General features: G+C 66.0%; 21 protein-coding genes. 17 read left to right on the top strand and 4 right to left on the bottom strand.

The features are described from left to right. Nucleotides 1–3 precede the first annotated feature (3 nt). The 5 genes from RBB31_RS13215 (at nucleotide 4) to RBB31_RS13195 (ending at nucleotide 7083) form a co-directional block, all read left to right on the top strand. Entirely contained in the window at nucleotides 4–1332 is a 1329-nt protein-coding gene (locus RBB31_RS13215) for an amidase (RefSeq protein ID WP_306129772.1), read from the top strand. A 211-nt stretch (nucleotides 1333–1543) separates the two neighbouring features. Beyond that, complete coding sequence (locus tag RBB31_RS13210) at nucleotides 1544–2722, top strand: aminotransferase class I/II-fold pyridoxal phosphate-dependent enzyme (protein ID WP_306129856.1); 1179 nt, start codon at nucleotides 1544–1546, stop codon at nucleotides 2720–2722. 15 nt (nucleotides 2723–2737) lie between these two features. After that, on the top strand, nucleotides 2738–5707 hold the full coding sequence (locus RBB31_RS13205; RefSeq protein WP_306129771.1) for a DNA translocase FtsK: 2970 nt from the start codon (nucleotides 2738–2740) through the stop codon (nucleotides 5705–5707). Nucleotides 5708–5790: 83 nt separating this feature from the next. After that, nucleotides 5791–6369 carry an exopolysaccharide biosynthesis protein gene (locus RBB31_RS13200; RefSeq protein WP_306129770.1) on the top strand — a complete coding sequence of 193 codons (579 nt, stop codon included), beginning with the start codon at nucleotides 5791–5793 and terminating at the stop codon, nucleotides 6367–6369. 117 nt (nucleotides 6370–6486) lie between these two features. After that, the gene (locus RBB31_RS13195; RefSeq protein ID WP_306129769.1) at nucleotides 6487–7083 is read left to right on the top strand and encodes an outer membrane lipoprotein carrier protein LolA; all 597 of its coding nucleotides are present in this window, start codon (nucleotides 6487–6489) and stop codon (nucleotides 7081–7083) included. A 20-nt stretch (nucleotides 7084–7103) separates the two neighbouring features. Here RBB31_RS13195 and RBB31_RS13190 read toward each other — a convergent pair whose 3' ends face one another. After that, nucleotides 7104–7700, bottom strand: a complete 597-nt coding sequence (locus RBB31_RS13190) for a lytic transglycosylase (protein WP_306129768.1) — start codon at nucleotides 7698–7700, stop codon at nucleotides 7104–7106. A gap of 200 nt (nucleotides 7701–7900) precedes the next feature. On the opposite strand from RBB31_RS13190, the gene hspQ reads away from it, so the two are divergent. Continuing rightward, nucleotides 7901–8227 carry a heat shock protein HspQ gene (gene hspQ / locus RBB31_RS13185; protein WP_103762965.1) on the top strand — a complete coding sequence of 109 codons (327 nt, stop codon included), beginning with the start codon at nucleotides 7901–7903 and terminating at the stop codon, nucleotides 8225–8227. Between the two features lie 45 nt (nucleotides 8228–8272). Here hspQ and RBB31_RS13180 read toward each other — a convergent pair whose 3' ends face one another. From RBB31_RS13180 to RBB31_RS13170, 3 genes are all read right to left on the bottom strand, one after another. After that, entirely contained in the window at nucleotides 8273–9850 is a 1578-nt protein-coding gene (locus RBB31_RS13180; protein WP_306129767.1) for a gamma-glutamyltransferase family protein, read from the bottom strand. A 201-nt stretch (nucleotides 9851–10051) separates the two neighbouring features. Next, nucleotides 10052–10519, bottom strand: coding sequence for an ATP-binding protein (locus RBB31_RS13175; RefSeq protein WP_306129766.1), 468 nt, complete (start codon nucleotides 10517–10519; stop codon nucleotides 10052–10054). 9 nt (nucleotides 10520–10528) lie between these two features. Continuing rightward, nucleotides 10529–10867: an STAS domain-containing protein gene (locus RBB31_RS13170; protein ID WP_306129765.1), complete on the bottom strand. Its 339-nt coding sequence runs from the start codon at nucleotides 10865–10867 to the stop codon at nucleotides 10529–10531. Nucleotides 10868–10985: 118 nt separating this feature from the next. On the opposite strand from RBB31_RS13170, the gene RBB31_RS13165 reads away from it, so the two are divergent. The 11 genes from RBB31_RS13165 to RBB31_RS13115 all read left to right on the top strand — a co-directional run bounded on the left by RBB31_RS13165 (nucleotide 10986) and on the right by RBB31_RS13115 (nucleotide 22085). Further along, nucleotides 10986–12158: an acetyl-CoA C-acyltransferase gene (locus RBB31_RS13165; RefSeq protein WP_306129764.1), complete on the top strand. Its 1173-nt coding sequence runs from the start codon at nucleotides 10986–10988 to the stop codon at nucleotides 12156–12158. Between the two features lie 65 nt (nucleotides 12159–12223). After that, nucleotides 12224–12679: a GAF domain-containing protein gene (locus RBB31_RS13160; protein ID WP_306129763.1), complete on the top strand. Its 456-nt coding sequence runs from the start codon at nucleotides 12224–12226 to the stop codon at nucleotides 12677–12679. 162 nt (nucleotides 12680–12841) lie between these two features. Continuing rightward, entirely contained in the window at nucleotides 12842–13390 is a 549-nt protein-coding gene (locus RBB31_RS13155) for a helix-turn-helix domain-containing protein (RefSeq protein WP_306129855.1), read from the top strand. 10 nt (nucleotides 13391–13400) lie between these two features. Beyond that, a complete protein-coding gene (locus tag RBB31_RS13150; protein ID WP_306129762.1) occupies nucleotides 13401–14021 on the top strand; it encodes a LysE family translocator in 621 nt (206 codons plus the stop codon). 1 nt (nucleotide 14022) lies between these two features. Then, complete coding sequence (locus RBB31_RS13145; RefSeq protein WP_306129761.1) at nucleotides 14023–14424, top strand: GFA family protein; 402 nt, start codon at nucleotides 14023–14025, stop codon at nucleotides 14422–14424. Further along, nucleotides 14417–14785: a GFA family protein gene (locus RBB31_RS13140; RefSeq protein ID WP_306129760.1), complete on the top strand. Its 369-nt coding sequence runs from the start codon at nucleotides 14417–14419 to the stop codon at nucleotides 14783–14785. The genes RBB31_RS13145 and RBB31_RS13140 overlap by 8 nt, the downstream gene beginning before the upstream one ends. Nucleotides 14786–14824: 39 nt before the next feature. Further along, nucleotides 14825–17269, top strand: a complete 2445-nt coding sequence (locus tag RBB31_RS13135; protein ID WP_306129759.1) for an FAD-dependent oxidoreductase — start codon at nucleotides 14825–14827, stop codon at nucleotides 17267–17269. A 52-nt stretch (nucleotides 17270–17321) separates the two neighbouring features. After that, nucleotides 17322–17948, top strand: coding sequence for a LysE family translocator (locus tag RBB31_RS13130; protein ID WP_306129758.1), 627 nt, complete (start codon nucleotides 17322–17324; stop codon nucleotides 17946–17948). Between the two features lie 106 nt (nucleotides 17949–18054). Then, complete coding sequence (locus RBB31_RS13125) at nucleotides 18055–18954, top strand: homocysteine S-methyltransferase family protein (protein ID WP_306129757.1); 900 nt, start codon at nucleotides 18055–18057, stop codon at nucleotides 18952–18954. 13 nt (nucleotides 18955–18967) lie between these two features. Further along, a complete protein-coding gene (locus RBB31_RS13120; RefSeq protein ID WP_306129756.1) occupies nucleotides 18968–19642 on the top strand; it encodes a hypothetical protein in 675 nt (224 codons plus the stop codon). Further along, nucleotides 19635–22085: an FAD-dependent oxidoreductase gene (locus RBB31_RS13115; RefSeq protein ID WP_306129755.1), complete on the top strand. Its 2451-nt coding sequence runs from the start codon at nucleotides 19635–19637 to the stop codon at nucleotides 22083–22085. Before RBB31_RS13120 ends, RBB31_RS13115 begins: the two co-directional genes overlap by 8 nt. Nucleotides 22086–22169 lie beyond the last annotated feature (84 nt).

Raw genomic sequence — 22169 nt, 5'->3', positions numbered from 1 at the left:
TGGATGAGTGATTGGCTGAAGATGAGTGCGGCGGATCTGGGGCGCGGGATCGAGGCGGAAGAGATCGGGCCGGTGGCGCTGACCGAGGCGTATCTGGAAGCGATCGACGCGCATCCGGCGCGGGACGAGATCTATTCGGTGGTCACCCATGAGCGCGCCAGGGCCGAGGCGCAGGCAGCGGAAGCGCGCGCGCGGGCCGGACGGCGGCTGGGTCCGCTCGATGGCGTGCCGGTCAGCTGGAAGGATTTGTTCGACAGTGCCGGGACGGCGACGGAGGCCGGCACGCGGCTGCTCAAGGGCCGGGTGCCGGAGCGGGATGCGGAGGTCTTGCGCAACGCGACCGCCGCCGGGCTGGTGTGCCTGGGCAAGACGCATATGAGCGAGCTGGCGTTTTCGGGGTTGGGGCTGAACCCGATGACGGCCACGCCGCCGAATGTGAACGATCCGAAGCTGGCGCCGGGGGGCTCGTCCTCGGGGGCGGCGGCGAGCGTGGCGCATGGGCTGGCGGCCTGCGGCATCGGGTCGGACACGGGCGGGTCGGTGCGCATCCCGTCGGCGTGGAACGATCTTGTGGGGCTGAAGACCACCTCGGGGCGCGTGTCGCTGGACGGGGTCGTGCCGCTTTGCGCGAAGTTCGACACGGTGGGGCCGCTGGGGCGAACCGTGGAGGATTGCGCGCTGGTGCTGGCCGCATTGGAAGGCCGACGGGCGGCGGACCTGGAGGGCGTATCGCTGGAGGGGATGCGGTTTGCCGCGTTGCAGTCGGTGGTGTTCGACGACATCCGGGACGGACCGCGCGATGCCTATTTCAGTGCGCTGGAGCGGCTTATGGCGGCGGGCGCGAAGATCGAGGAAGTGACATCGCCCGAAGTCGAACAGGCGATGCCGCTGTCGGCGATCCTGTTCACGTCCGAGGCCTATGGCATCTGGGGCGACCTCATTTCGGCCAATCCTGACAAGATGTTCAAGCCCATTCGAGAGCGTTTCGAGTCCGGCAAGGCGTTCCGGGCCTGCGATTACGTGGCGGGCTGGAACCTGCTGACGGCGCTGCGAATCCAGTGGGCGGAACGGATGAAACCCTATGACGCGGTGCTGATGCCGACAGCGCCGAACCTGCCGCCCGAGGTCGACCGGCTGATGAGCGATGACGACTACTACGTCACCGAAAACCTGCTGGCGCTGCGCAACACGCGGGTGGGAAATCTGATGGGGCTGGCGGCCGTCAATCTGCCTACGGGAACGCCCGGTTGCGGGCTGTCGATGTGCGGTGAAGCCTTCGGCGAAGAGCGGATTCTGCGGGTTGCCAAGGCCGCCGAGGCGGCGTTGGCCTGAACAGGCGAAATCATCACTGGACGCAAAATCTTGTTTGGGTGATGCCGGGCGGCCACAACACTTGGCCTACATTAGAGGTATCCGCTAACCTCTTGCCAAAAATGCCACAATCCCCGCGACCCCGGTTGGTTTTGCTGGACGCAACGCGGGGGCTTTTGTAGATTTGCTCTAAACGGGGCGACAACGATCCCGATGACCAGAGGCAGTGTTGATGTTTCCCGAGCGGTTTTCGAACCTTCCGGAATATGCGTTCCCGCGTTTGCGGAGCCTGTTGGACGTGCACGACCCCGGCGGTGATGTGATCCACATGACCATCGGCGAGCCGCAGCACGACTTTCCGGGCTGGATCCTGGACGTGATCGAGAAACACGCAGAGGAGTTCCGCAAGTACCCGGTGAACGAGGGCATCCCGGCGCTGAACACGGCGTTTTGCGACTGGGTTTCGCGGCGCTATGGTGTGGAACTGAACCCCGACCGGCACGTGATGGCCCTCAACGGCACGCGCGAGGGGCTGTACAACGCGATGATGACGCTGTGCCCCGAGACGAAGAACGGCAAGCAGCCGATCGTTCTGCTGCCCAACCCGTTCTATCAGGTCTACATGGTGGCGGCCCTGAGCGTGGGCGCCGAGCCGATGTTTCTGCCGGCGACGCGGGAGACGGGGTTCCTGCCGGATTTCGCCGGGCTGCCCGCCGATGTGCTGGACCGGGTGACGGTGGCCTACCTGTGCTCGCCGTCGAACCCGCAGGGGGCGGTGGCGGACGCGACCTATTGGAAGACACTGATCGGGCTGGCAGAAAACCACGATTTCAAGGTCTTCGCCGACGAATGCTATTCCGAGATCTACCGCGATACACCGCCCGTGGGGGCGTTGGAAGTCGCCCGCGACATGGGCGCGGACCCCGAGCGGGTGGTGGCGTTTCACAGCCTGTCCAAACGGTCGAACCTGGCCGGGTTGCGGTCGGGCTTCGTCGTGGCGGGACCGCAGAGCATGAAGCGGATCCGGCAGTTGCGATCCTATGCGGGCACGCCGCTGCCGATGCCGTTGCAGCACGCGGCGGCCAAGGTCTGGGCGGATGAAAAGCACGTGGAGGTGAACCGCAGGCTTTACCAGGAGAAATTCAAGCTGGCCGACGAGATCCTGGGCGGTGTGCCGGGCTATCAGGGCCCCGAGGCAGGGTTTTTCCTGTGGCTGCCGGTCGAGGATGGCGAGGCGGCGGCGCTGAAGCTTTGGAAAGAAACAGGCGTGCGGGTGCTGCCCGGCGCGTACCTGGCACAGGAGGCCGGCGGGCTGAACCCCGGCCACGAATACATAAGGGTCGCGATGGTGGCCCCAAAGAAGGAGGTGGCACGCGGCCTGACGCAGCTTCGTGACTGCCTTTATAATTAACGAGGAAGAGGCGACATGGCATATCAGACGCGCGGACGTGACCCGCTCTTGGACAGCTCGATGGCGGAGGCGATCGAGAAACGAGGCAAGGAACTTCTGGGACTGGCGCTGCTGGCGCTGGGACTGGCCGCCGCAATGATGGTCGCATCCTATAACCCCGACGACCCCAGCTGGATGGCCGCGACCGACGCGCCCGTGCAGAACCTGCTGGGCCGCATCGGGGCGTCGATTGCAGCGCCCCTGTTCATGATCGTCGGATGGGGCGCGTGGGGTCTTGCCATTGTCCTGGGGGCGTGGGGTGTGCGTTTCGCCCTGCACCGGGGGCAGGACCGGGCCATCGGACGGCTGATCTATGCGCCGATCTGGATCGCGCTCCTGGCGATGTACGCCTCGTCGCTGGAGCCGAGCGCGGAATGGGCATCCTCGCACAGTTTCGACTATGGCGGGCTGTTCGGGGAAATGGCGCTGGGCACGGTGCTGGGGTTCCTGCCGATCAGCGCGACATTCGGGCTGAAGCTGTTGTCGCTGCTTCTGGCCGCCGGGATGGTGACGCTGGGCGCCTTCATCCTTGGGTTCAGCCGTCTGGAACTGTCGCAGATCGCACGGTTCCTGGTGGTGGGTACGATCATGACCTACGCCACGCTGCGCGCCGTGCTGGCCCATGGCGGCGGGATGGCGGCAGGGGCCGCGAAGACCGCGCAGGCCAAGGCCGCCGAGCGCCGGGACCGCCGGATGCAGGAACGCGCCGAGGCCGACGAGATGGCCCGCGCCGAGGCCGCCGTGCCCGAACCGCGCGTCCGCCGGGCCGAGCCCGCGCTGGCCGCCAATGCCCCGCGGCACGCCCAGGCCGCGCCGGCCCAGCGCCACGTGCCGGACTACGAGGTGAGCCAGGCGCCGGAAAGGACCGGGGGCCTGCTGTCGCGGATGCCGTCGTTGATGCGCCGGCCCGAGCGCGAGCCAGAGCCGGAACTGGTCGAGGCGTCGGAAATGCCCGACATGCCCGCGCCCAGTGGCGACCGGGTAAGCGCCAAGATCGCCGATGTGATCAAGAGCCGCGTCCGCCAGAACCCCGCCGTGCAGGTCGAGACGGTCGCACCGCTGACCCGTGGCCGTGGCCGGGGGCCGGACCCGCTGATCCTGAACACCGCGCCGCGCAACGCCGTACGGGCCGAGCCGCCGCTGACGGCAGGCCATGCCGTCCCGCGGGCGGTCGCTGCCCCGACGCACGCGCCGATGCAGGAAATGGTCGAAGCCGCGCCGGAGGACGATGTGATCGACGAGGGCTACGGCGCCTATGACAGCTATGAGCCGGAGGTGCCGATTTACGCGCGCGCCGCGACGCCCGCCGAGATGCCCGCGGCCGAGCCCAGGAAGGTCGTGCAGCACCCGCCGCGCCGCGCGCCGCAACCCTCCGCACGGGCGCAGGCCGAGGCGCAGCCCAAGCTGCAATTCGAGGAAAAGCCGCAGATCGAGTACGAGCTGCCGCCGCTGAGCCTGTTGACCAATCCGGTCAATATCCAGCGCCATCACCTGAGCGACGAGGCGCTGGAAGAGAACGCCCGGATGCTGGAGACGGTGCTGGACGACTATGGCGTGAAGGGCGAGATCGTCAGCGTGCGCCCCGGCCCCGTCGTGACCATGTATGAGCTTGAGCCCGCGCCGGGCCTGAAGGCCAGCCGGGTGATCGGCCTGGCCGACGATATCGCGCGGTCCATGTCGGCCCTGTCGGCGCGCGTCAGCACCGTGCCGGGACGGTCGGTGATCGGGATCGAGCTGCCCAATGACAACCGCGAGATGGTCAGCTTCCGCGAGATCCTGTCGAGCCGCGACTATGGCGACGGCAACCAGAAGCTGCCGCTGGCGCTGGGCAAGGATATCGGCGGTGACCCGATGGTGGCGAACCTCGCGAAAATGCCGCATTTGCTGATCGCGGGGACGACCGGCTCGGGCAAGTCGGTGGCCATCAACACCATGATCCTCAGCCTGCTGTACAAGCTGACGCCCGAAGATCTGCGGCTGGTGATGATCGACCCGAAAATGCTGGAACTGAGCGTCTATGACGGCATTCCGCACCTGCTGAGCCCGGTGGTGACCGACCCGAAAAAGGCGGTCGTGGCGCTGAAGTGGGTCGTGGCCGAAATGGAAGACCGCTATCGCAAGATGTCCAAGATGGGCGTGCGCAACATCGAAGGCTTCAACAGCCGCGTGGCCGACGCGCTGGCCAAGGGCGAGATGTTCAGCCGGACGGTGCAGACCGGGTTCGACGACGAGACCGGCGAGCCGGTGTTCGAAACCGAAGAATTCGCGCCCGAGAAGATGCCGTTCATCGTCGTCATCGTCGATGAGATGGCCGACCTGATGATGGTCGCCGGCAAGGAGATCGAGGCCTGCATCCAGCGCCTTGCCCAGATGGCGCGGGCGTCTGGCATTCACCTGATCATGGCCACGCAGCGGCCCTCGGTGGACGTCATTACCGGCACGATCAAGGCGAACTTCCCGACGCGGATTTCCTTCCAGGTTACCAGCAAGATCGACAGCCGCACCATCCTGGGAGAGATGGGGGCGGAGCAACTGCTGGGCATGGGCGATATGCTCTACATGGCGGGGGGCGGCAAGATCACCCGCTGCCACGGGCCGTTTGTCAGCGACGAGGAGGTCGAAGAGGTGGTCAACCACCTGAAGGCCTTTGGCCCGCCATCCTATGTGGGCGGTGTGCAGGATGGCCCCGAGGACGACAAGGCCGACAAGATCGACGCGGTCCTGGGCCTGTCGACGGGTGGCAACACCGATGGCGAGGACGCGCTGTACGATCAGGCCGTGCAGATTGCCATTACCGACCGGAAATGCAGCACCTCCTACATCCAGCGCAAGCTGGCCATCGGCTATAACAAGGCCGCGCGGCTGGTCGAGCAGATGGAGGAGGAAGGCGTCGTGAGTGCCGCCAACCACGTGGGCAAGCGCGAGATCCTGGTGCCGGAGCAATAACGCCCGCCCCGGGCGCCGGGAAACGATTGCCTGCCTGTCGCGTTGGCGTGGTACGAGATGCCAACGCGAACGAGGATGGGTGAATGTCCGGAAACGCCGAGGACCTTCTGAGCGAGATAAACGGACTGGCCGACGAGGAAGACAACGTCTCGGTCAAGGATGTGGTCGAGGCAATCGGCAGTCGCGGGTTCGGTCCGATCATTTTCGTCATCGCGCTTCTGGGCGCGTCGCCACTGGGTGGGATTCCGGGCGTGCCGACGTTGTTTGCCGTTCTGTTGATCCTGATTGCCGCGCAGATCCTCTTGGGACGGCAGAGTTTCTGGATCCCCGACAAGATCGGCGACCGCGCGGTGGAGGACGAGAAGGTCACACGTTCGGTCGACAAGGCGCGCCCCGTGGCGCAGTGGATGGACCGCTATTTCGGGCATCGGCTGGAGGCGCTGACCGGGCAGCCGGCGCAGATCGCCGCCGCCTGCGTGGTCGTGGGCCTTTGCCTGATGATCCCGCCTTTGGAAGTGGTGCCCTTTGCGGCGCTGATCCCGTTTGCGGCCATAGCGCTTCTGGGCCTCGCGATCACGGTCCGCGACGGGGTGCTGATGGTATTGGCCTTCGCGGCGAGTGCCGGGGCGCTCTATGCGGCGGTAAACTTTTTGACGGGCTGACGCGTTGGGGCCCGAGAAGAAGCGGGTGCTCACGCGCAATTGCGCCGATTGCTATCGCATAACAGTGCGGGTGCGCCTATCTTTCGAGGACGACGAATAAAGGAGAGGTTTCCCCTCATGCGCATGGTTGCCCTGGCCCTGAGTTTTCTGCTGGCCACGCCGGCGATGGCCCAAAAGCTGTCGCTGAACGAGATTTCGCAATACCTGAACAGCTTCAGTTCGGCGACGGGCGAGTTTACCCAGATCAACGATGATGGCACGATCAGCACCGGGCAGATCTATATCAAGCGGCCCGGGCGGGTTCGGTTCGAATACAACCCGCCGGAACAGACGCTGGTGGTGGCCGATGGCGACACGGTGGGCATCATCGACCCCAAGTCAAACACCGGGGGCGAAGCCTATCCGCTGGACCGCACGCCGCTGAAGATCATCCTGCAACGCAACGTGGATTTCGGCCGCGCGCGGATGGTGACCGGCCATAGCAGCGACGGCAAGACGACCACGGTGCGCGCGCAGGACCCGGCGCATCCGGAATACGGCAATATCGAACTGGTCTTCACCGGCAGTCCGGTGCAACTGCGTCAGTGGGTGATCAACGACAGCGGTGGCAGCAAGACCACGGTGGTGCTGGGCGATCTGACCACGGGCACGCAGCTGGGCAACGACAGGTTCGTCATTCCCGGCAAGGACAAGTTCAAGCGGATCGACAGGTAACGCGGTTGGGCGTGGGGCGGCTAGCGCCGCCCGCACGCTCTGAGCTGTTGATCGTAGACGACCGCGCGCTGGCCGACCTCGCCCGAGACGCGCAGCAGCCACGGCTTGGCGTTGTAGCTGCCCCGGCTATAGCCGGTGCGGCCCTCGTGATAGGCGAGGTAATGGTTGCGGGCATCGTGCATGGGGATGCCAAGCCGCTGGTTCGACTGCGCCATGTACCAGCCCATGAAGTCGGTCGCGTCACGGATGTCGTTGCGCCGCGCGGCCCGGCGATTGCCCTCTTTCACATACTCGTCCCACGTGCCGTCAAGCGCCTGGCTGTAGCCGTAGGCGGAGCTTTGGCGGCCCATGGGAATCACCCCCAGCGTCCAGCGGAAGGGCGTGCGCGCCTCGCCGTCGAACTTGCTTTCCTGATAGATCGTGGCCATCTGCACCGGCACCGGCACGCCCCAGCGGCGTTCGGTCGCGCGGAAGGCCCGCAGGTAATGCGGTTTCTGCGCCACGATGGCGCAGGCGTTGTCCAGGTTGTCGGGCGGCGGGCCGCTGGGACCACCGCCACAGGCGTTCAGAGTGGCCAGGGCCACCATGCCAATGATCGTGCGAAGACGTCTGCTCATCTGCCTCTCGCTATGTTTGTTTTTCTTTCAAGTTTAACGAAAGAATCGAGGCTTGGAAATGGCGGATTTCACCCTTTGGCGCGAAGGCGCTGCGCGGACTGTCGGTCCAGGGTTCACAGACTGTTTCCCGATAAAATGCCCGCGCAGATTGGACAAAACTCGGTTGAAGGCGGTAGAGTGGGAGGGTAGGGGCTTTGTAAATGTTGAAGACGCGCGCAAAATATCACCTGGGTCAGATCGTGAAACACCGCAAGCATCCGTTTCGCGGCGTGATTTTCGACGTCGACCCGGAATTCGCCAATACCGAGGAATGGTACGACTCGATTCCCGAGGAGAGCCGACCGGTGAAGGACCAGCCGTTCTATCATCTGCTGGCCGAGAACGATCAGACCTATTACGTCGCTTACGTCAGTGAACAGAACCTGATCGCGGACTATTCGGGCGAACCGGTGGGACACCCGGATATCCCCGATCTTTTCGGCCCGTTCGAGGACGGGCAGTACCCGCTGCATTTCCAGTTGAACTGAGCCTAGGGGCGCGTGGGGCCGCGCCCCCCTCTCCCGTTGGCGGCGTCAGTAGCCCAGGGCGCAGCCGTCCTTGCGCGGGTCGGAGCCGCCTTCAAGCACGCCGTTTTCCTTGATCTCGATCGCCTGGGCACCGCCGATCGCCTCGTCGGGCGCGACGACGTTGTGGCCCAGTTCGGCCAGCTGCTGGTGCACAGCGGGGGCATAGCCGGTCTCGACCCGGAGCTCGCCCGCGTCGGGAAAGCAGCGGGGCGCGTCGATCGCTTCCTGCGGGGAAAGGCCGAAGTCGCGCAGGTTCGACACGAACCGCGCATGGCCGTTCGACTGGTACGCGCCGCCCATCACGCCGAAGGGCATGGTAACGCGGCCGCCCTCGCGCAGCATGCCGGGGATGATCGTGTGCATGGGGCGCTTGCCGCCGTTCAGCTCGTTGGCGTGGCCTTCTTCGAGCGTGAAGCCCGCGCCGCGGTTTTGCAGCAGGATGCCGAACTTTTCGGACGCGATGCCCGAGCCGAAACCGTGGAAGATGGAATAGATCAGCGACACGGCCATGCGGTCGCGGTCGACCACGGTGATGTAGATCGTATCGCGGTGCACGGCCTCGCTGAGCGTGGTGGCCGAGGGCATCGCTTTTTTCGGGTCGATCAACGCGGCGAGCGCGCGGGCGGTGTCCATCGACAGCATGTGGTCCAGCCGCGCGGTGTGATCGGGGTCGGCGAGGAAGCGGTTGCGGGCGTCATAGGCGAGCTTGGTCGCCTCGGCCTCGATATGGGCGCGCTGGGTCCCGAAGGGCTCCATCGACGCGATGTCGAACTGCGCGAGGATGTTGAGCAGCAGGATCGCCGTGGCGCCCTGACCGTTGGGCGGATGCTCGACCAGGTCGATACCGGCATAGCTGCCGCTGATGGGGTCGGTTCGGGTGCAGGCGGTGGCGGCGAAGTCCTCTGCCGTGTGGACGCCGCCAAGCGGGGCGAGCGCGGCCAGCATGTCGTCGGCCACCTCGCCCGTGTAGAACGCATCGCGCCCGTCCCGGGCGATTCGGCGCAGCACCTCGGCCTGGCCGGGGGCGCGAAAAATCTCACCCTGTTTCAACGGCTTGCCGCCATTGGAGAAGTGCGCGAGGCCGTGGCCCTGCAGACACTCGCCCGCGGTGGGCCAGTCGTTGGCGACGCGGGGGGCCACGGGCACGCCTTCGTCGGCATAATGGATGGCCGGCGCGAGCAGGGCATCGAGGCCCAGCTTGCCGTGGGTGTCCGAAAGGTGGCAAAAGGCGTCGACGGCGCCGGGGATGGTGACCGCCTCGGGGCCGTGCAGGGGCACGGTATCGAGGCCGCGGGCGCGCAGGTCGGCCGCGTTGGCGGCGGCGGGGGCGCGACCGGAGCCGTTGAGCGCGTGGATGTCATCGCTGCCGGGTTTCGTAAACAGAACGAAGCAGTCGCCGCCGATCCCGGTCATCTGCGGCTCGCAGATCCCCAGCAGAACGGCGCCGGCGATGGCGGCATCCATGGCGTTGCCGCCGCGTTTGAGGATGTCGATGGCAGCTTGGGCGGCCAGGGGGTGCGACGTGGCGCACATGCCGTTGCTGGCCAGGACGGCCGAACGGCCGGGACGTTGGAAATCGCGCATGGAAGCTCCGAAGATTGGTCGTTTTCGGGCACATTAGGGGGTGCGCCGGGAAATGCCAATCAGGAGAGGAAGAACCTCGACGCCACGCACTGGGTGGGGGCTGTTAAACGCGGCGCCGAGGGAAGCCATATGCAGCTACAGTGTCGTGTATGCTGATCCATTACGGCGGCCTTGCGATTGCATTGGGGCAATTTGTTGGCATCAGGTTTTTTCCGCGTCGGCATGGCGCGGAAAGGTCATGCACAGCGTGTTCGTCCCCGCTTGCCGGGAATAGGTCAGCTCCGGGCACAGCTTGTGGATGAGGTGCCAGCCGAACCCGCCTTCGGGCAGGTCGGCGCGGGGGCCGGAACTGTCTGGCAGGTCGCCTGCGGGCAGGCGGTTGCCGGGCATGGCGCGGCCCGAATCGGACAGGGTGACCAGCACGCGGTCAGGCAATAGATCGGCGATCATGTGCACCTGCCCGGGCCTACGTCCGGCATAGGCGTGCTCGGTCACGTTGTTGAGCGCCTCGCCCACGGCGAGGGTGATGGAGCCACGCTGGTCTGCGCCGATCCCCGCACCGGCGAGCGCGGCGGCGAGCGCCTGGACCATGGCGCGCACCGCCCGTTCCGTCGCGGGGGCGGACCGTGCGACAAGCGGGTCGGGGGCCGAGGGTGCAGTGGCGGCCACTGGCCCGGCTCAGCCCGCCCCGCGTTGCAGCGCCGCGGCCATGTCGGCATGGATGGCGAAGATCGAATCCATGCGCGTGAGCCGGAACACCTTTGCCACGTCCGGGGTCAGACCGGCCAGGTCCAGCCGCCGCCCGTCGCCCAACTGTTTCATCGAGGCCACGATGGCGCCAAGGCCGCTGGAATCGACGAAGGTCACGCCGGAAAGGTCCAGCACCACATGCTCGGGGCCCTCATCCGTCAGGGTGCGCATCTCGTCCTTGAACCGGATGGCCGACGCCGCGTCGATGCGGTTGTCTTCGACGGTGATAACGTTGATGTTGTTGTGAGTGGCGCAGGTGAGTTGCATGATGCCTCCGGACACATGAATGTTGCTTGCATCCTAGACGCCATTCCTTACCAAACCGTTTTTCCACGCCGGAAGAACGCGCCGGGACTCGGTGGACAGACATGAAAGGACAAAGGCCATGAAAGACGTTGTGATCGCAGGCGCGGCGCGCACGCCGATGGGCGGATTCCAGGGGGATTTCGACGGGGTCGAGGCCAGTGTCCTGGGCGGGGCGGCGATTGCCGCGGCGCTGAAGGATGCGGGCGCGGCCACCGTGGGCGAGCTGTTGATGGGCTGCGTGCTGCCGGCGGGCCAGGGCCAGGCGCCGGCGCGGCAGGCGGGGTTCGCGGCGGGCCTTGGCGAAGACGTGCCGGCGACGACGCTGAACAAGATGTGCGGCTCGGGCATGAAGGCGGCGATGATCGGGTTCGACCAGATCGCGCTGGGCCATACCGACACGATGGTGACAGGCGGCATGGAGAGCATGTCGAACGCGCCGTACCTGCTGCCGAAGATGCGCGGCGGGGCGCGTATCGGGCACGGGCAGGTGATCGACCACATGTTTCTTGACGGGCTGGAAGATGCCTATGACAAGGGTCGCCTGATGGGCACCTTCGCCGAGGATTGCGCCGAGAAATACCAGTTCACCCGCGAGGCGCAGGACGCCTATGCCATCGGCTCGCTGGAAGGGGCGCTGGAGGCGCAGAAATCGGGCGCGTTCGCGGGCGAGATAGCGCCGGTGACGCTGGAGACGCGCAAGGGCACGGTCGTCGTCGAGACCGACGAGCAGCCCGGCAAGGCCCGGCCCGAGAAGATCCCGCAGCTTAAGCCTGCGTTCCGCGAGGGCGGCACGGTGACGGCGGCCAATTCGAGCTCGATCAGCGACGGGGCGGCGGCCCTGGTGCTGGCCTCGCGCGAGGCGGCCGAGGCGCAGGGGCTGAAGGTGCGGGCGCGGATCCTGGGCCACGCCAGCCACGCGCAGGCGCCGGGATGGTTCACCACGGCCCCGGTGCCCGCGGCGCAGAAGCTGCTGGAACGGATCGGCTGGACGAAGGACGACGTGGACCTGTGGGAGGTGAACGAGGCCTTCGCCGTGGTGCCCATGGCCTTCATGCACGAGATGGGCCTGCCGCGCGACAAGGTGAACGTGCATGGCGGCGCTTGCGCGCTGGGCCACCCCATCGGGGCGAGTGGCGCGCGGATCATGGTCACGCTGCTGAACGCGCTGGAGAAACGCGACCTCAAGCGTGGGGTCGCGGCGATCTGCATCGGCGGCGGCGAAGGCACGGCAATCGCGATCGAGCGGGGCTAGGCCAAATCTTTCGGGAAAAGATTTGCCAAGAGTTTTCTGAAAACTCTTGGCGCGGGAGGTGCATGATGCGTGCGGATTATGATCAGTTGTCGAAGACAATCGGGGCGTTGACCGAGGGCGAGACCGACGAGGTCGCCCTAATGGCCACGGTGGCGTGCGAGTTGCACCATGCCGACACCCGGTTCGACTGGACCGGGTTCTACCGGGTGACTGCGCCCGATCTGTTGAAGATCGGCCCCTACCAGGGCGGGCATGGCTGTTTGCAGATCCCGTTTTCGCGCGGCGTCTGCGGAGCGGCGGCGCGGACCGGCGAGGTGCAGCTGGTCGACGATGTGGACAGTTTCGACGGGCATATCGCCTGTGCCAGTTCCACCCGGTCGGAGATCGTCCTGCCGGTGCGGGACGGGCAGGGGCGGCTGCTGGGGGTGCTGGATATCGACAGTGATCAGCCGGCCGCGTTCGACGCGGCGGATGCCGACGGGCTGGGCGCGATCCTCAAGATGGTGTTCGGACGCCTGTAGAGACTTTCCGACGCGCGCGGTGCGGGGGTCCAACCCTCCGGCGCGAGTGTTTCGGAAGCAGTGAAATTTTGATTGATTTTTTCACGCGACTCGCGCAGCGTGAAAATTGACAGAATAATTTCACGGAAAGAGTGCCCCTTGGAACAGAGCCAGATTTCCGCCATGCGCAGCCTCGGGGCCGATCTGCGGGCCTTGCGCAAGGCGCGGGGGCTGACGTTGAGCGATATGGCGCAGGCGTTGGGCCGGTCGGTGGGTTGGCTGAGCCAGGTGGAGCGGGACCTGTCCGAGCCGTCGATTTCCGACCTGCGGGCGATTGCGGGCGCGTTCGACGTGCCGATGTCGTTCCTGTTCGCCCATGCCAGCGCCCCGGCGGAAGAGCAGGGCATCATCGTGCGCGAGGGCTCGCGGAGGCGGATGGGGTCGAGCGAGGAAGGGCTGATCGAAGAGTTGTTGTCGCCGGACCTGAGCGACGATTTCGAGGTGATCCATTCCACGTTCCGGCCCGGATCGAAAATGCAGCGCCCCGCCACGCGACCGACGCAGGAGGTGGGGTACATCGTGGCCGGACGGCTGGACCTGAGCATCGGCGGGCGGAACTTTTCCGTGGGGCCGGGAGACAGTTTTCGCATCCGGCATGAAACCTATGCGTGGTCCAACCCTTATGATGAGCCGTGCGTCGCGATCTGGGTGATCGCGCCGCCGGTCTATTGAGGGGGGTGGGATGAGCCTGGAAGGATGGACCGTCTTCGCGCTGTTCTGGGCGGTGTTCGTGACCACGCCGGGGCCTAACGCGGTCAATTGCATCACCAACGGGATGACGCTGGGGTTTCGCCGCAGCCTGTGGGGGGTGGCGGCGATCCTGACGCAGGCGGCGCTGTTCCTGACGCTGTCGGCGGCGGGGGTGACGGCGCTGATCGCGGCCTCGCCCGCGGCGTTTCAGGTGGCGAAATTCATTGGCGCGGGGTTCCTGATTTATCTTGGGATACGCGGCTGGATCATGGCGCGGCGGCAGATGGTCGTGGCCGCGCCGGATGGGCGCGGCATCTACTGGCGAGCCTTCGCCATCGCCACGATCAACCCCAAGAGCGTGGCGGGATACCTGGCCGCGTTCAGCCAGTTCGTGCAACCGGGCGTGCCGATCTGGAGCCAGATGTGGGTGATCTTTCCCACCGCGCTGAGCCTGACGGCGCTGAGCTACATCGGATACACCGCGCTCGGCGCGGGGCTGGGCCGGGCGGCGCTGGGGGCGGTGTTCAACGTGTGGCTGCGCCGGGGGCTGGCGGCGTGTTTCGTGGTCTACGGCGTGCTCTTGGGCGCGGCCTCGACGCCGGGGAGGGCGTGAGATGATCAAGGGCGCGTGCCTGTGCGGAGCAGTGGCGTTCCGGCTGGAGGGCAAGGCCAGGGACATCCTGGGCTGCCATTGCGGGCAGTGCCGCAAGCAGTCGGGGTTTTATTGGGCGGCGACGTCGGTTGCCGACGACTGCCTCGTACTGGAGCGGGACGAGGGGCTGGCGTGGTTCCGCGCGAGCGACACGGCGCAGCGTGGGTTCTGCCGGCTGTGCGGGTCGAGCCTGTTCTGGAAGCCGGAGGATGCGCCGCGCACGGTGGTGGCGGCGGGGGCGCTGGAGCCGGGGCATGGGCTGAAGATGGCGTGCCATGTCTTCATGGAAGACAAGGGTGACTATTACGAGATCGGCGACGGGCTGCCGCAGTTCGCGCGCTTCAGTGGAGGTGAGAATGCTTGAGGGAAGCTGTTTGTGCGGGAACATCCGGTTCAGCGTGACGGGCGCGCCGCAGGGGGTGTCGGCCTGTCATTGCGGCCAGTGCCGCAAGCAATCGGGGCACGTCTGGTCCTCGGCCTTTGTGCCAGAGGCGGACCTGCACATCACGGGCGAGGTGACTTGGTACGAGGCGACGCCGCAGGCCAAGCGCGGGTTCTGCGCGACCTGCGGGGCGTTCCTGTTCTGGAAAGCGCATGACGAGGACACGATGAGCTTTGCCCTGGGCGCGCTGGACGGGCCGACGGGGCTGCGGCTGGAGAAGCATATCTTCACCGCGGACAAGGGCGATTACTACGAGATCGCGGACGGGGTTCCGCAGGAATGAACGGGCCGCGGGGCGGTATGCGAACAGGGAGAAACGGACATGGCTGATCTGCCCAAGAATGCGAAAGTGGTCGTCATTGGCGGCGGGGTCGTCGGGTGTTCGGTGCTGTATCACCTGGCCAGGAAAGGGTGGAGCGACTGCGTTCTGCTGGAGAAGAACGAGTTGACCGCCGGGAGCACGTGGCATGCGGCCGGCAACGTGCCGACCTTCTCGACCAGCTGGGGCATCATGAACATGCAGCGGTACTCGACCGAGCTTTATGCCCGGCTGGGGGACGAGGTGGACTACCCGATGAACTATCACCAGACCGGCTCGATCCGGTTGGCGCATTCCAGGGAACGGATGCAGGAGTTCGAACGCGCCAAGGGCATGGGCAAGCATCAGGGGATGGATCTGGAAATCCTGACTCCCGACGAGATCAAGGCGCGGTATCCGTTCATCGAGACGCATGACATCGTGGGGGCGCTTTACGATCCCAACGACGGCGATATCGACCCCGCGCAGGTGACGCAGGCGCTGGCCAAGGGCGCGCGGGACATGGGTGCGACCATTGCGCGGTTCTGCCCGGCGACGGGCGTGACGCCGGACGGCGAGGGCTGGATCGTGCATACCGACAAGGGCGATATCGCCTGCGACTACGTGGTGAACGCGGCCGGGTATTATGCCCAGACCGTGGGCGAATGGTTCAAGCCCTATGGCGGGCGGACCGTGCCGATGATGGTGATGAGCCATCAATACGTGCTGACCGACGAGATCCCCGAGATCGAGGCCTATAGCAAGGAGACGGGCCGCAAGCTGCCGCTGTTGCGCGACGTGGATGTGTCCTATTACTTCCGGCAGGAAAAGCACGGGTTCAACATCGGCCCCTACGAGCCTAACTGCCGCGCGCATTGGGTCGAGCCGTCGGACCCGATGCCCGAGGATTTCAGCTTTCAGCTTTGGTCGGACGATCTGGAGCGGATCGAGGATATCGTGGCGGATTCCATGGAGCGCGTGCCGGTGGCGGGTACGGCGGGGATCAGCCGGATCATCAACGGGCCGATCCCCTATGCGCCCGACGGTTTGCCCCTGCTGGGGCCGATGCCGGGGGTGAAAAACGCGTTCGAGGCGTGTGTCTTTACCTTCGGGATCGCGCAGGGCGGCGGTGCGGGCAAGGTGCTGGCCGAGTGGATCGTGGACGGTGCGCCCGAGTGGGACATGTGGGCGGTCGATCCGCGGCGGTACACCGATTACACCGATCATGATTACTGCGTGGCCAAGGGGATGGAGGTCTACGGCAACGAATACGCCATGCATTTCCCGTGGCACGAATGGCCCGCGGGGCGCGACAAGAAGCTGTCGCCGAACCATGGCCGCGTGTTGGAGCTGGGCGGCGTGATGGGGGCGTATAACGGCTGGGAGCGGGCGAACTGGTTCGCGCAGCCGGGTGACGACACGTCGGAGGAAAGCACCCATACGTGGAACCGCAAGGGGCCGTGGGAGCAGCGCATCCGCGAGGAATGCGAGGCGGTGCGGGATGCCTGCGGCGTGCTGGACCTGCCGGGGTTCTCTAGGTTCCGGGTTCATGGCGCGGGGGCCGACGACTGGCTGCGCGGCTTCGTGACCGGGGGGCTGCCCAAGGTGGGGCGGATGAACCTTGTCTATGTCGCCAACGCGCAGGGGCGGATCGTGACGGAGTTTTCCTGCATCCGGCTGGCGGAGAACGATTTCGTGCTGATCACCGCGGCGACGGCACAGTGGCATGACGGAGAACTGATCCGGAACAGTGTGCCGGAAGGTGTGACCGTGACGGAGACGACGCGCGAGCGGTCGGCACTGCTGGTGGCGGGGCCGAAGAGCCGGGAGGTTCTGGCGGGGATCAGCGATGCCGATTTGGAAGCCGGGTGGCTGAGCCATCAGCACTGCACCGTGGCGGGGCGGCCCGCGTTCCTGATCCGGGTGAGCTTTACCGGCGAGTTGGGCTGGGAGGTGCATGCCGACAATGCCGAGATGCCGGCGATCTACGACGCCATCCTCGAGGCAGGCGCCAAGCCGTTCGGGATGTATGCGCTGAACAGCCTGCGGATCGAGAAAGGGTACCGGGCGTGGAAGGGCGACCTGAGCACGGATTACTCGATGCTGGAAGCCGGGCTGGAGCGGTTCGTGAAGTTCGACAAGGAACAGGATTTTACGGGCAAGGCGGCGTTGATGGCCGAGAAGCAGGAGGGCCGCAAGAAGGCCTTTGCCCCGCTGATCATCGACGCGGGCGAGGCCGACGCGCCCTACATGTCGACGATCTGGAGCGGGGACGAGATCGTGGGGGAGACCACGAGCGGCGCCTGGGGGTACCGGGTGAAAGCCAGCGTTGCGCTGGCAATGTTGCGGAAGGATGTGGCAACGGCGGGGACGGAGCTGGAAGTGGAGATCTATGGCGAGCGTAGGCGCGCCGTGGTGCAGCCGGATCAGCCGCTTTGGGATCCAGAGAACGCACGACTGACGGCATGAGCTAGAGGTCCCCCCGGGTCAAGCCCGGGACGCGAAGGCGAAAGGGCGGATGATGAGTATCGAGACCTACCTGATCTATCTGGGCGTGTTGGCGGCGTTTTTCCTGACGCCGCCGGATACGAGCCAGTTGCTGATCATTTCCAACAGCCTGCGGCACGGGCTGCGCCGGTCGCTGGCGACGGTTGCGGGCGACCTGAGCGCCAACGCGGTGCAGATGACGCTGGCGGCCTTTGGTCTGACGGCGGTGATCTCGGCCAATGCCGACGCGCTTTGGGTGGTGAAATGGGTGGGCGTGGCATACCTCGTCTGGATCGGGCTGCGATTGATGCTGAGCAAAGCCGGGGGCGAAGCGCCGGGCGCGGCAGAGTCGGGGCGGCTGTTCCGGCAGGGGGTCGTCACCTCGTCGGCCAATCCTTATGCGGTTGTGTTCTTCGGAGCGTTGTTCCCGCAGTTCATCGACGCGGGTGCGCCCATCCTGCCGCAACTGCTGGTGCTTGGCGTGACCTACCTGGTGGTGGACGGTCTGGTGCTGCTCTTGTGGGGCTGGGCGGCAACGCGGACGCTGGGGCGTGTGAAGGCGCTGACCGGGGTGTGGATCAACCGGGTGAGTGGCGCGCTGATGGTCGGGGCGGCGGTGCTGCTGGGGCTGAAGGACCTGGACAAGGAGGCGGCGCGATGAGCCTGTCCGCGATCATGTCCGGCGTCTACCTGACCGGCCACGGCGGGCCGGGCAGGGGTGATCCGGGACGGCGTCGACAGCCGAACACGGGTGCGAAAGGAACGGGATGGCACAGGTAACGCTTTTGGACGGCTCGATCGGGCAGGAGCTGGTGAAACGGTCGGGCGACCGGGCGACGCCGCTGTGGTCGACGCAGGTGATGATCGACCATCCCAAGCTGGTGGGCGAAGTGCACCTGGATTACTTCGCCGCCGGCGCGACGGTGGCCACGACCAACACCTATGCGGTCTTGCGCGACCGGCTGGAGCGGATCGGGTTGCAGGACCGGGTCGGGCAACTGACGGATACGGCGGTGCGGGCCGCGCGCCGGGCCCGGGCGGCGAGTGGCGGCAAGGGCCGTGTGGCGGGCGCGATCGGACCGCTGGTGCAGTCCTACAAGCCCGAGACCTGCCCGCCTGCCGCCGAGGCCGCGAAGCTCTATGCCGAACCGGTGGCGCTGATGAAGGATCACGTGGACCTGTTCCTGCTGGAGACGATGTCGTCGGTGGACCAGGCCGAGGGCGCGTTGCGGGCGGCCACGGGGCAGGGCCTGCCGGTGTGGCTGGCGGTGAGCGTGGAGGACCACGACGGCACCCGCCTGCGCTCGGGCGAGCCGGTCGGGGCGCTGGCCGAGACGGTGGGCCGGCACGCGCCGGACGCGGTGCTGGTGAACTGTTCGCGCCCCGAGGCGATCGGGGCCGCGCTGGACATTATCAAGGGGTTCGGCGTGCCCTTCGGCGCCTACGCCAACGGGTTCACCGAAATCAGCGAAGGGTTCCTGGGCGATGCGCCCACCGTGGACGCGCTGGAGCAGCGCAAGGACATGGGGCCGCTGGAATACGCGGAATATGTCATGGGCTGGGTCGCGCAGGGGGCCACCATCGTCGGCGGCTGCTGCGAGATCGGGCCGGCGCATATCGCTGAGATCGCGCGCTGCCTGCAGGCGGCGGGACACGAGATCGTATGAAAGAGGTGACGGGATGACGGACGGCACGCTTCCCCCCGGCATGGTCCCGGCAAGCGGGCGGTTTCGTTATGAAAGCAAGGAATTCGGCCGGCTGGATTTCGAGGTGAGCCATGCGAAGTTCATCCTGTGGAAGAGTTTCGAGCAGGAGCAGGAGACCGACGGGGTTCAGTTGAACATCATGATCGCGGCGCGGCCGCAGGAGATACCGGACGAAAGTGGTGACGCGGACATGGCGTACCTGCTGGAACCGGCGCTGACCGTGGAATGGCTGACGATCAGGGAGGCCGACCTGGCCAGCCGGGACCGGGCCGCGCTGGACGGTGTGACGGTCGATTTCGACTGGGACCGAACGCCTGATGTGCCGGAGGCGCCGGCGGCGATCCAGGAGGGCTCTTATGGCTCGACCAACGTGCTGAAACTGTCGCTGAACCATGTGCCGCCGGATCGCTACAGGCTTCAGGTGCAGGCGAAGGACGAGTTCGGGCGGTCCTGCGAGATCGACGCCGACCTGCCGCTCTTCCAGATCGGGGCAAGCAATTTCTCGATGTCGCGGCCAAGGGCGGTCGAGGACTGGGTCGACCGCCACTTCGAGCGCGACACGCTGCGCGTCGAGTGGCGCACGGTGGGGCCGATGACCAACCAGTGGCAAAATCTTTACGCCTCGTTCAAGGAGACAGGGGATGAGTAATCTTCCGAGACACGCCCGCGTGGTCATTGTCGGCGGCGGTGTGGTGGGCTGTTCGGTGGCCTATCACCTGGCCAAGCTGGGCTGGAAAGACGTGGTGCTTCTGGAGCGCAAGCAGCTGACCAGCGGCACGACATGGCACGCCGCGGGCCTGATCGCGCAGCTGCGGGCCAGTGCCAACATGACGAAGCTGGCGAAATACAGCCAGGAGCTTTACGGCAACCTGGAGGCCGAGACCGGGGTCGCAACCGGGTTCCGGCGCTGCGGGTCCATCACCGTGGCACTGACCGACGAGCGGCGGGAGGAGATTTACCGGCAGGCCGCGATGGCCCGGGCCTTTGGCGTGGACGTGGAAGAGATCGGCGCGGCGGAGGTCAAGACACGCTATCCGCATCTCAACACCAACGACGTGACCGGGGCGGTCTATCTGGACAAGGACGGACAGGCGGACCCGGCCAATATCGCGCTGGCGCTGGCCAAGGGCGCGCGGCAGAACGGGGCGCTGGTCAAGGAGCGGGTGAAGGTCACCGGCATCGCGCGTGAGGGCCGCCGGGTGACGGGCGTGGACTGGGCCGCCGACGATGGCGTTGAGACGGGGCATATCGCCTGCGACATGATCGTGAACTGCGCGGGCATGTGGGGCCACGAGGTGGGCCGCATGGCGGGTGTGAACGTGCCGCTGCATGCCTGCGAGCATTTCTATATCGTGACCGAAGGCATCGACGGGCTGGGGCAGTTGCCGGTGCTGCGCGTGCCGGACGAGTGTGCCTATTACAAGGAAGACGCGGGCAAGATCCTGCTGGGCGCGTTCGAGCCCAATGCCAAGCCGTGGGGGATGCAGGGCATTCCCGAGAGTTTCGAGTTCGACCAGTTGCCCGAGGATTTCGACCATTTCGAGCCGATCCTGGAAGCGGCCTGCCACCGGATGCCGATGCTGGCGGAGGCGGGGGTGCACACGTTCTTCAACGGGCCGGAGAGTTTCACGCCAGATGACGCCTATCACCTGGGGCTTTGCCCGGAGATGGACAATGTGTGGGTGGCCGCCGGGTTCAACTCGATCGGGATTCAGAGTGCCGGGGGCGCGGGTCACGCGCTGAGCCAGTGGATGGACAGCGGCGAGAAGCCGTTCGATCTGGGCGATGTGGATATTTCCCGGATGCAGCCCTTCCAGGGAAACCGGCATTATCTTTACCAGCGTTCAAAGGAAACGCTGGGGCTGCTTTACGCCGATCATTTCCCCTATCTGCAGAAACGCACGGCGCGGGGGGTGCGGCGGTCGCCGTTCCATCACCACCTTCTGGAACACGGCGCGGTGATGGGCGAAATTGCTGGCTGGGAACGCGCGAACTGGTTCGCCGGGGGCGGCCAGGAGCGGGAGTACCGATATAGCTGGGGGCGGCAGAACTGGTTCGAGAACGCCGCCGCCGAGCATCAGGCAATCCGCACGGGTGTGGGCATGTATGACATGTCGAGTTTCGGCAAGATCCGGGTCGAGGGGCCGGATGCGGAGGCGTTTCTGAACCATATCGGCGGCGGCGACTATTCGGTGCCGAATGGCAAAATCGTTTACACGCAGTTCCTGAACGACCGCGGCGGGATCGAAGCGGACGTGACCGTCACGCGGCTGAGCGAGACCGCGTACCTGGTGGTGACGCCCGCCGCGACGCGGCTGGCCGACCAGACGTGGATGGCGCGGCACAAGGGCGAGTTCAGCGTCGTGATCACCGATGTGACGGCAGGCGAGGGCGTGTTGGCCGTGATGGGCCCGGATGCGCGCAAGCTGATGCAGGCTGTCAGCCCGGATGATTTTTCCAACGAGGCAAATCCGTTCGGCACGGCGCAACAGATCGAGCTGGGCATGGGCCTCGCCCGTGTGCACCGGGTCAGTTACGTCGGCGAGCTGGGCTGGGAGATTTATATGAGCGCCGACGTGGCAGGCCACGTGTTCGAGACGCTTTACGAGGCCGGGCAGGAGCACGGGCTGAAACTGTGCGGAATGCACATGATGGATTCGTGCCGGATCGAGAAGGGATTCAGGCATTTCGGGCATGACATCACCTGCGAGGATCACGTGCTGGAGGCCGGGCTGGGCTTTGCCGTCAAGACGGACAAGCCCGACTTCATCGGACGCGATGCGGTGCTGCGCAAGAAGCAGGCGGGGCTGGCGAAGCGGCTGGTGCAGTTTCGGCTGACCGATCCCGAGCCGATGGTCTATCACAACGAGCCTGTCCTGCGGGACGGCGAGATCGTGGGGTACCTCAGTTCGGGGGCGTATGGTCACCATCTGGGCGGCGCGATCGGTATGGGTTACGTGCCGTGCGCCGGGGAGAGCGCCGAAGAGCTGCTGGCCTCGACCTACGAGATCGATGTGGCGGGAACGCGGGTGAAAGCCGCGGCGTCCTTGCGTCCGATGTACGATCCGAAATCGGAGAGGGTGAAGGTTTAGCGCCTTTGGCGGGAGGGGTCCCGCCGGGAATAAGTGGTTGGCTGTTCAAGGCGCGCGCGACGGGATCAGGCGCAGCTTGAAACC

It is taken from the genome of Roseovarius sp. MMSF_3350 (assembly GCF_030733425.1).
In the GTDB taxonomy this organism is placed as follows: Bacteria; Pseudomonadota; Alphaproteobacteria; order Rhodobacterales; family Rhodobacteraceae; genus Roseovarius.
Note: the sequence above shows the minus strand (reverse complement) of the source record. Positions and strands in the feature narration are given on the sequence as shown.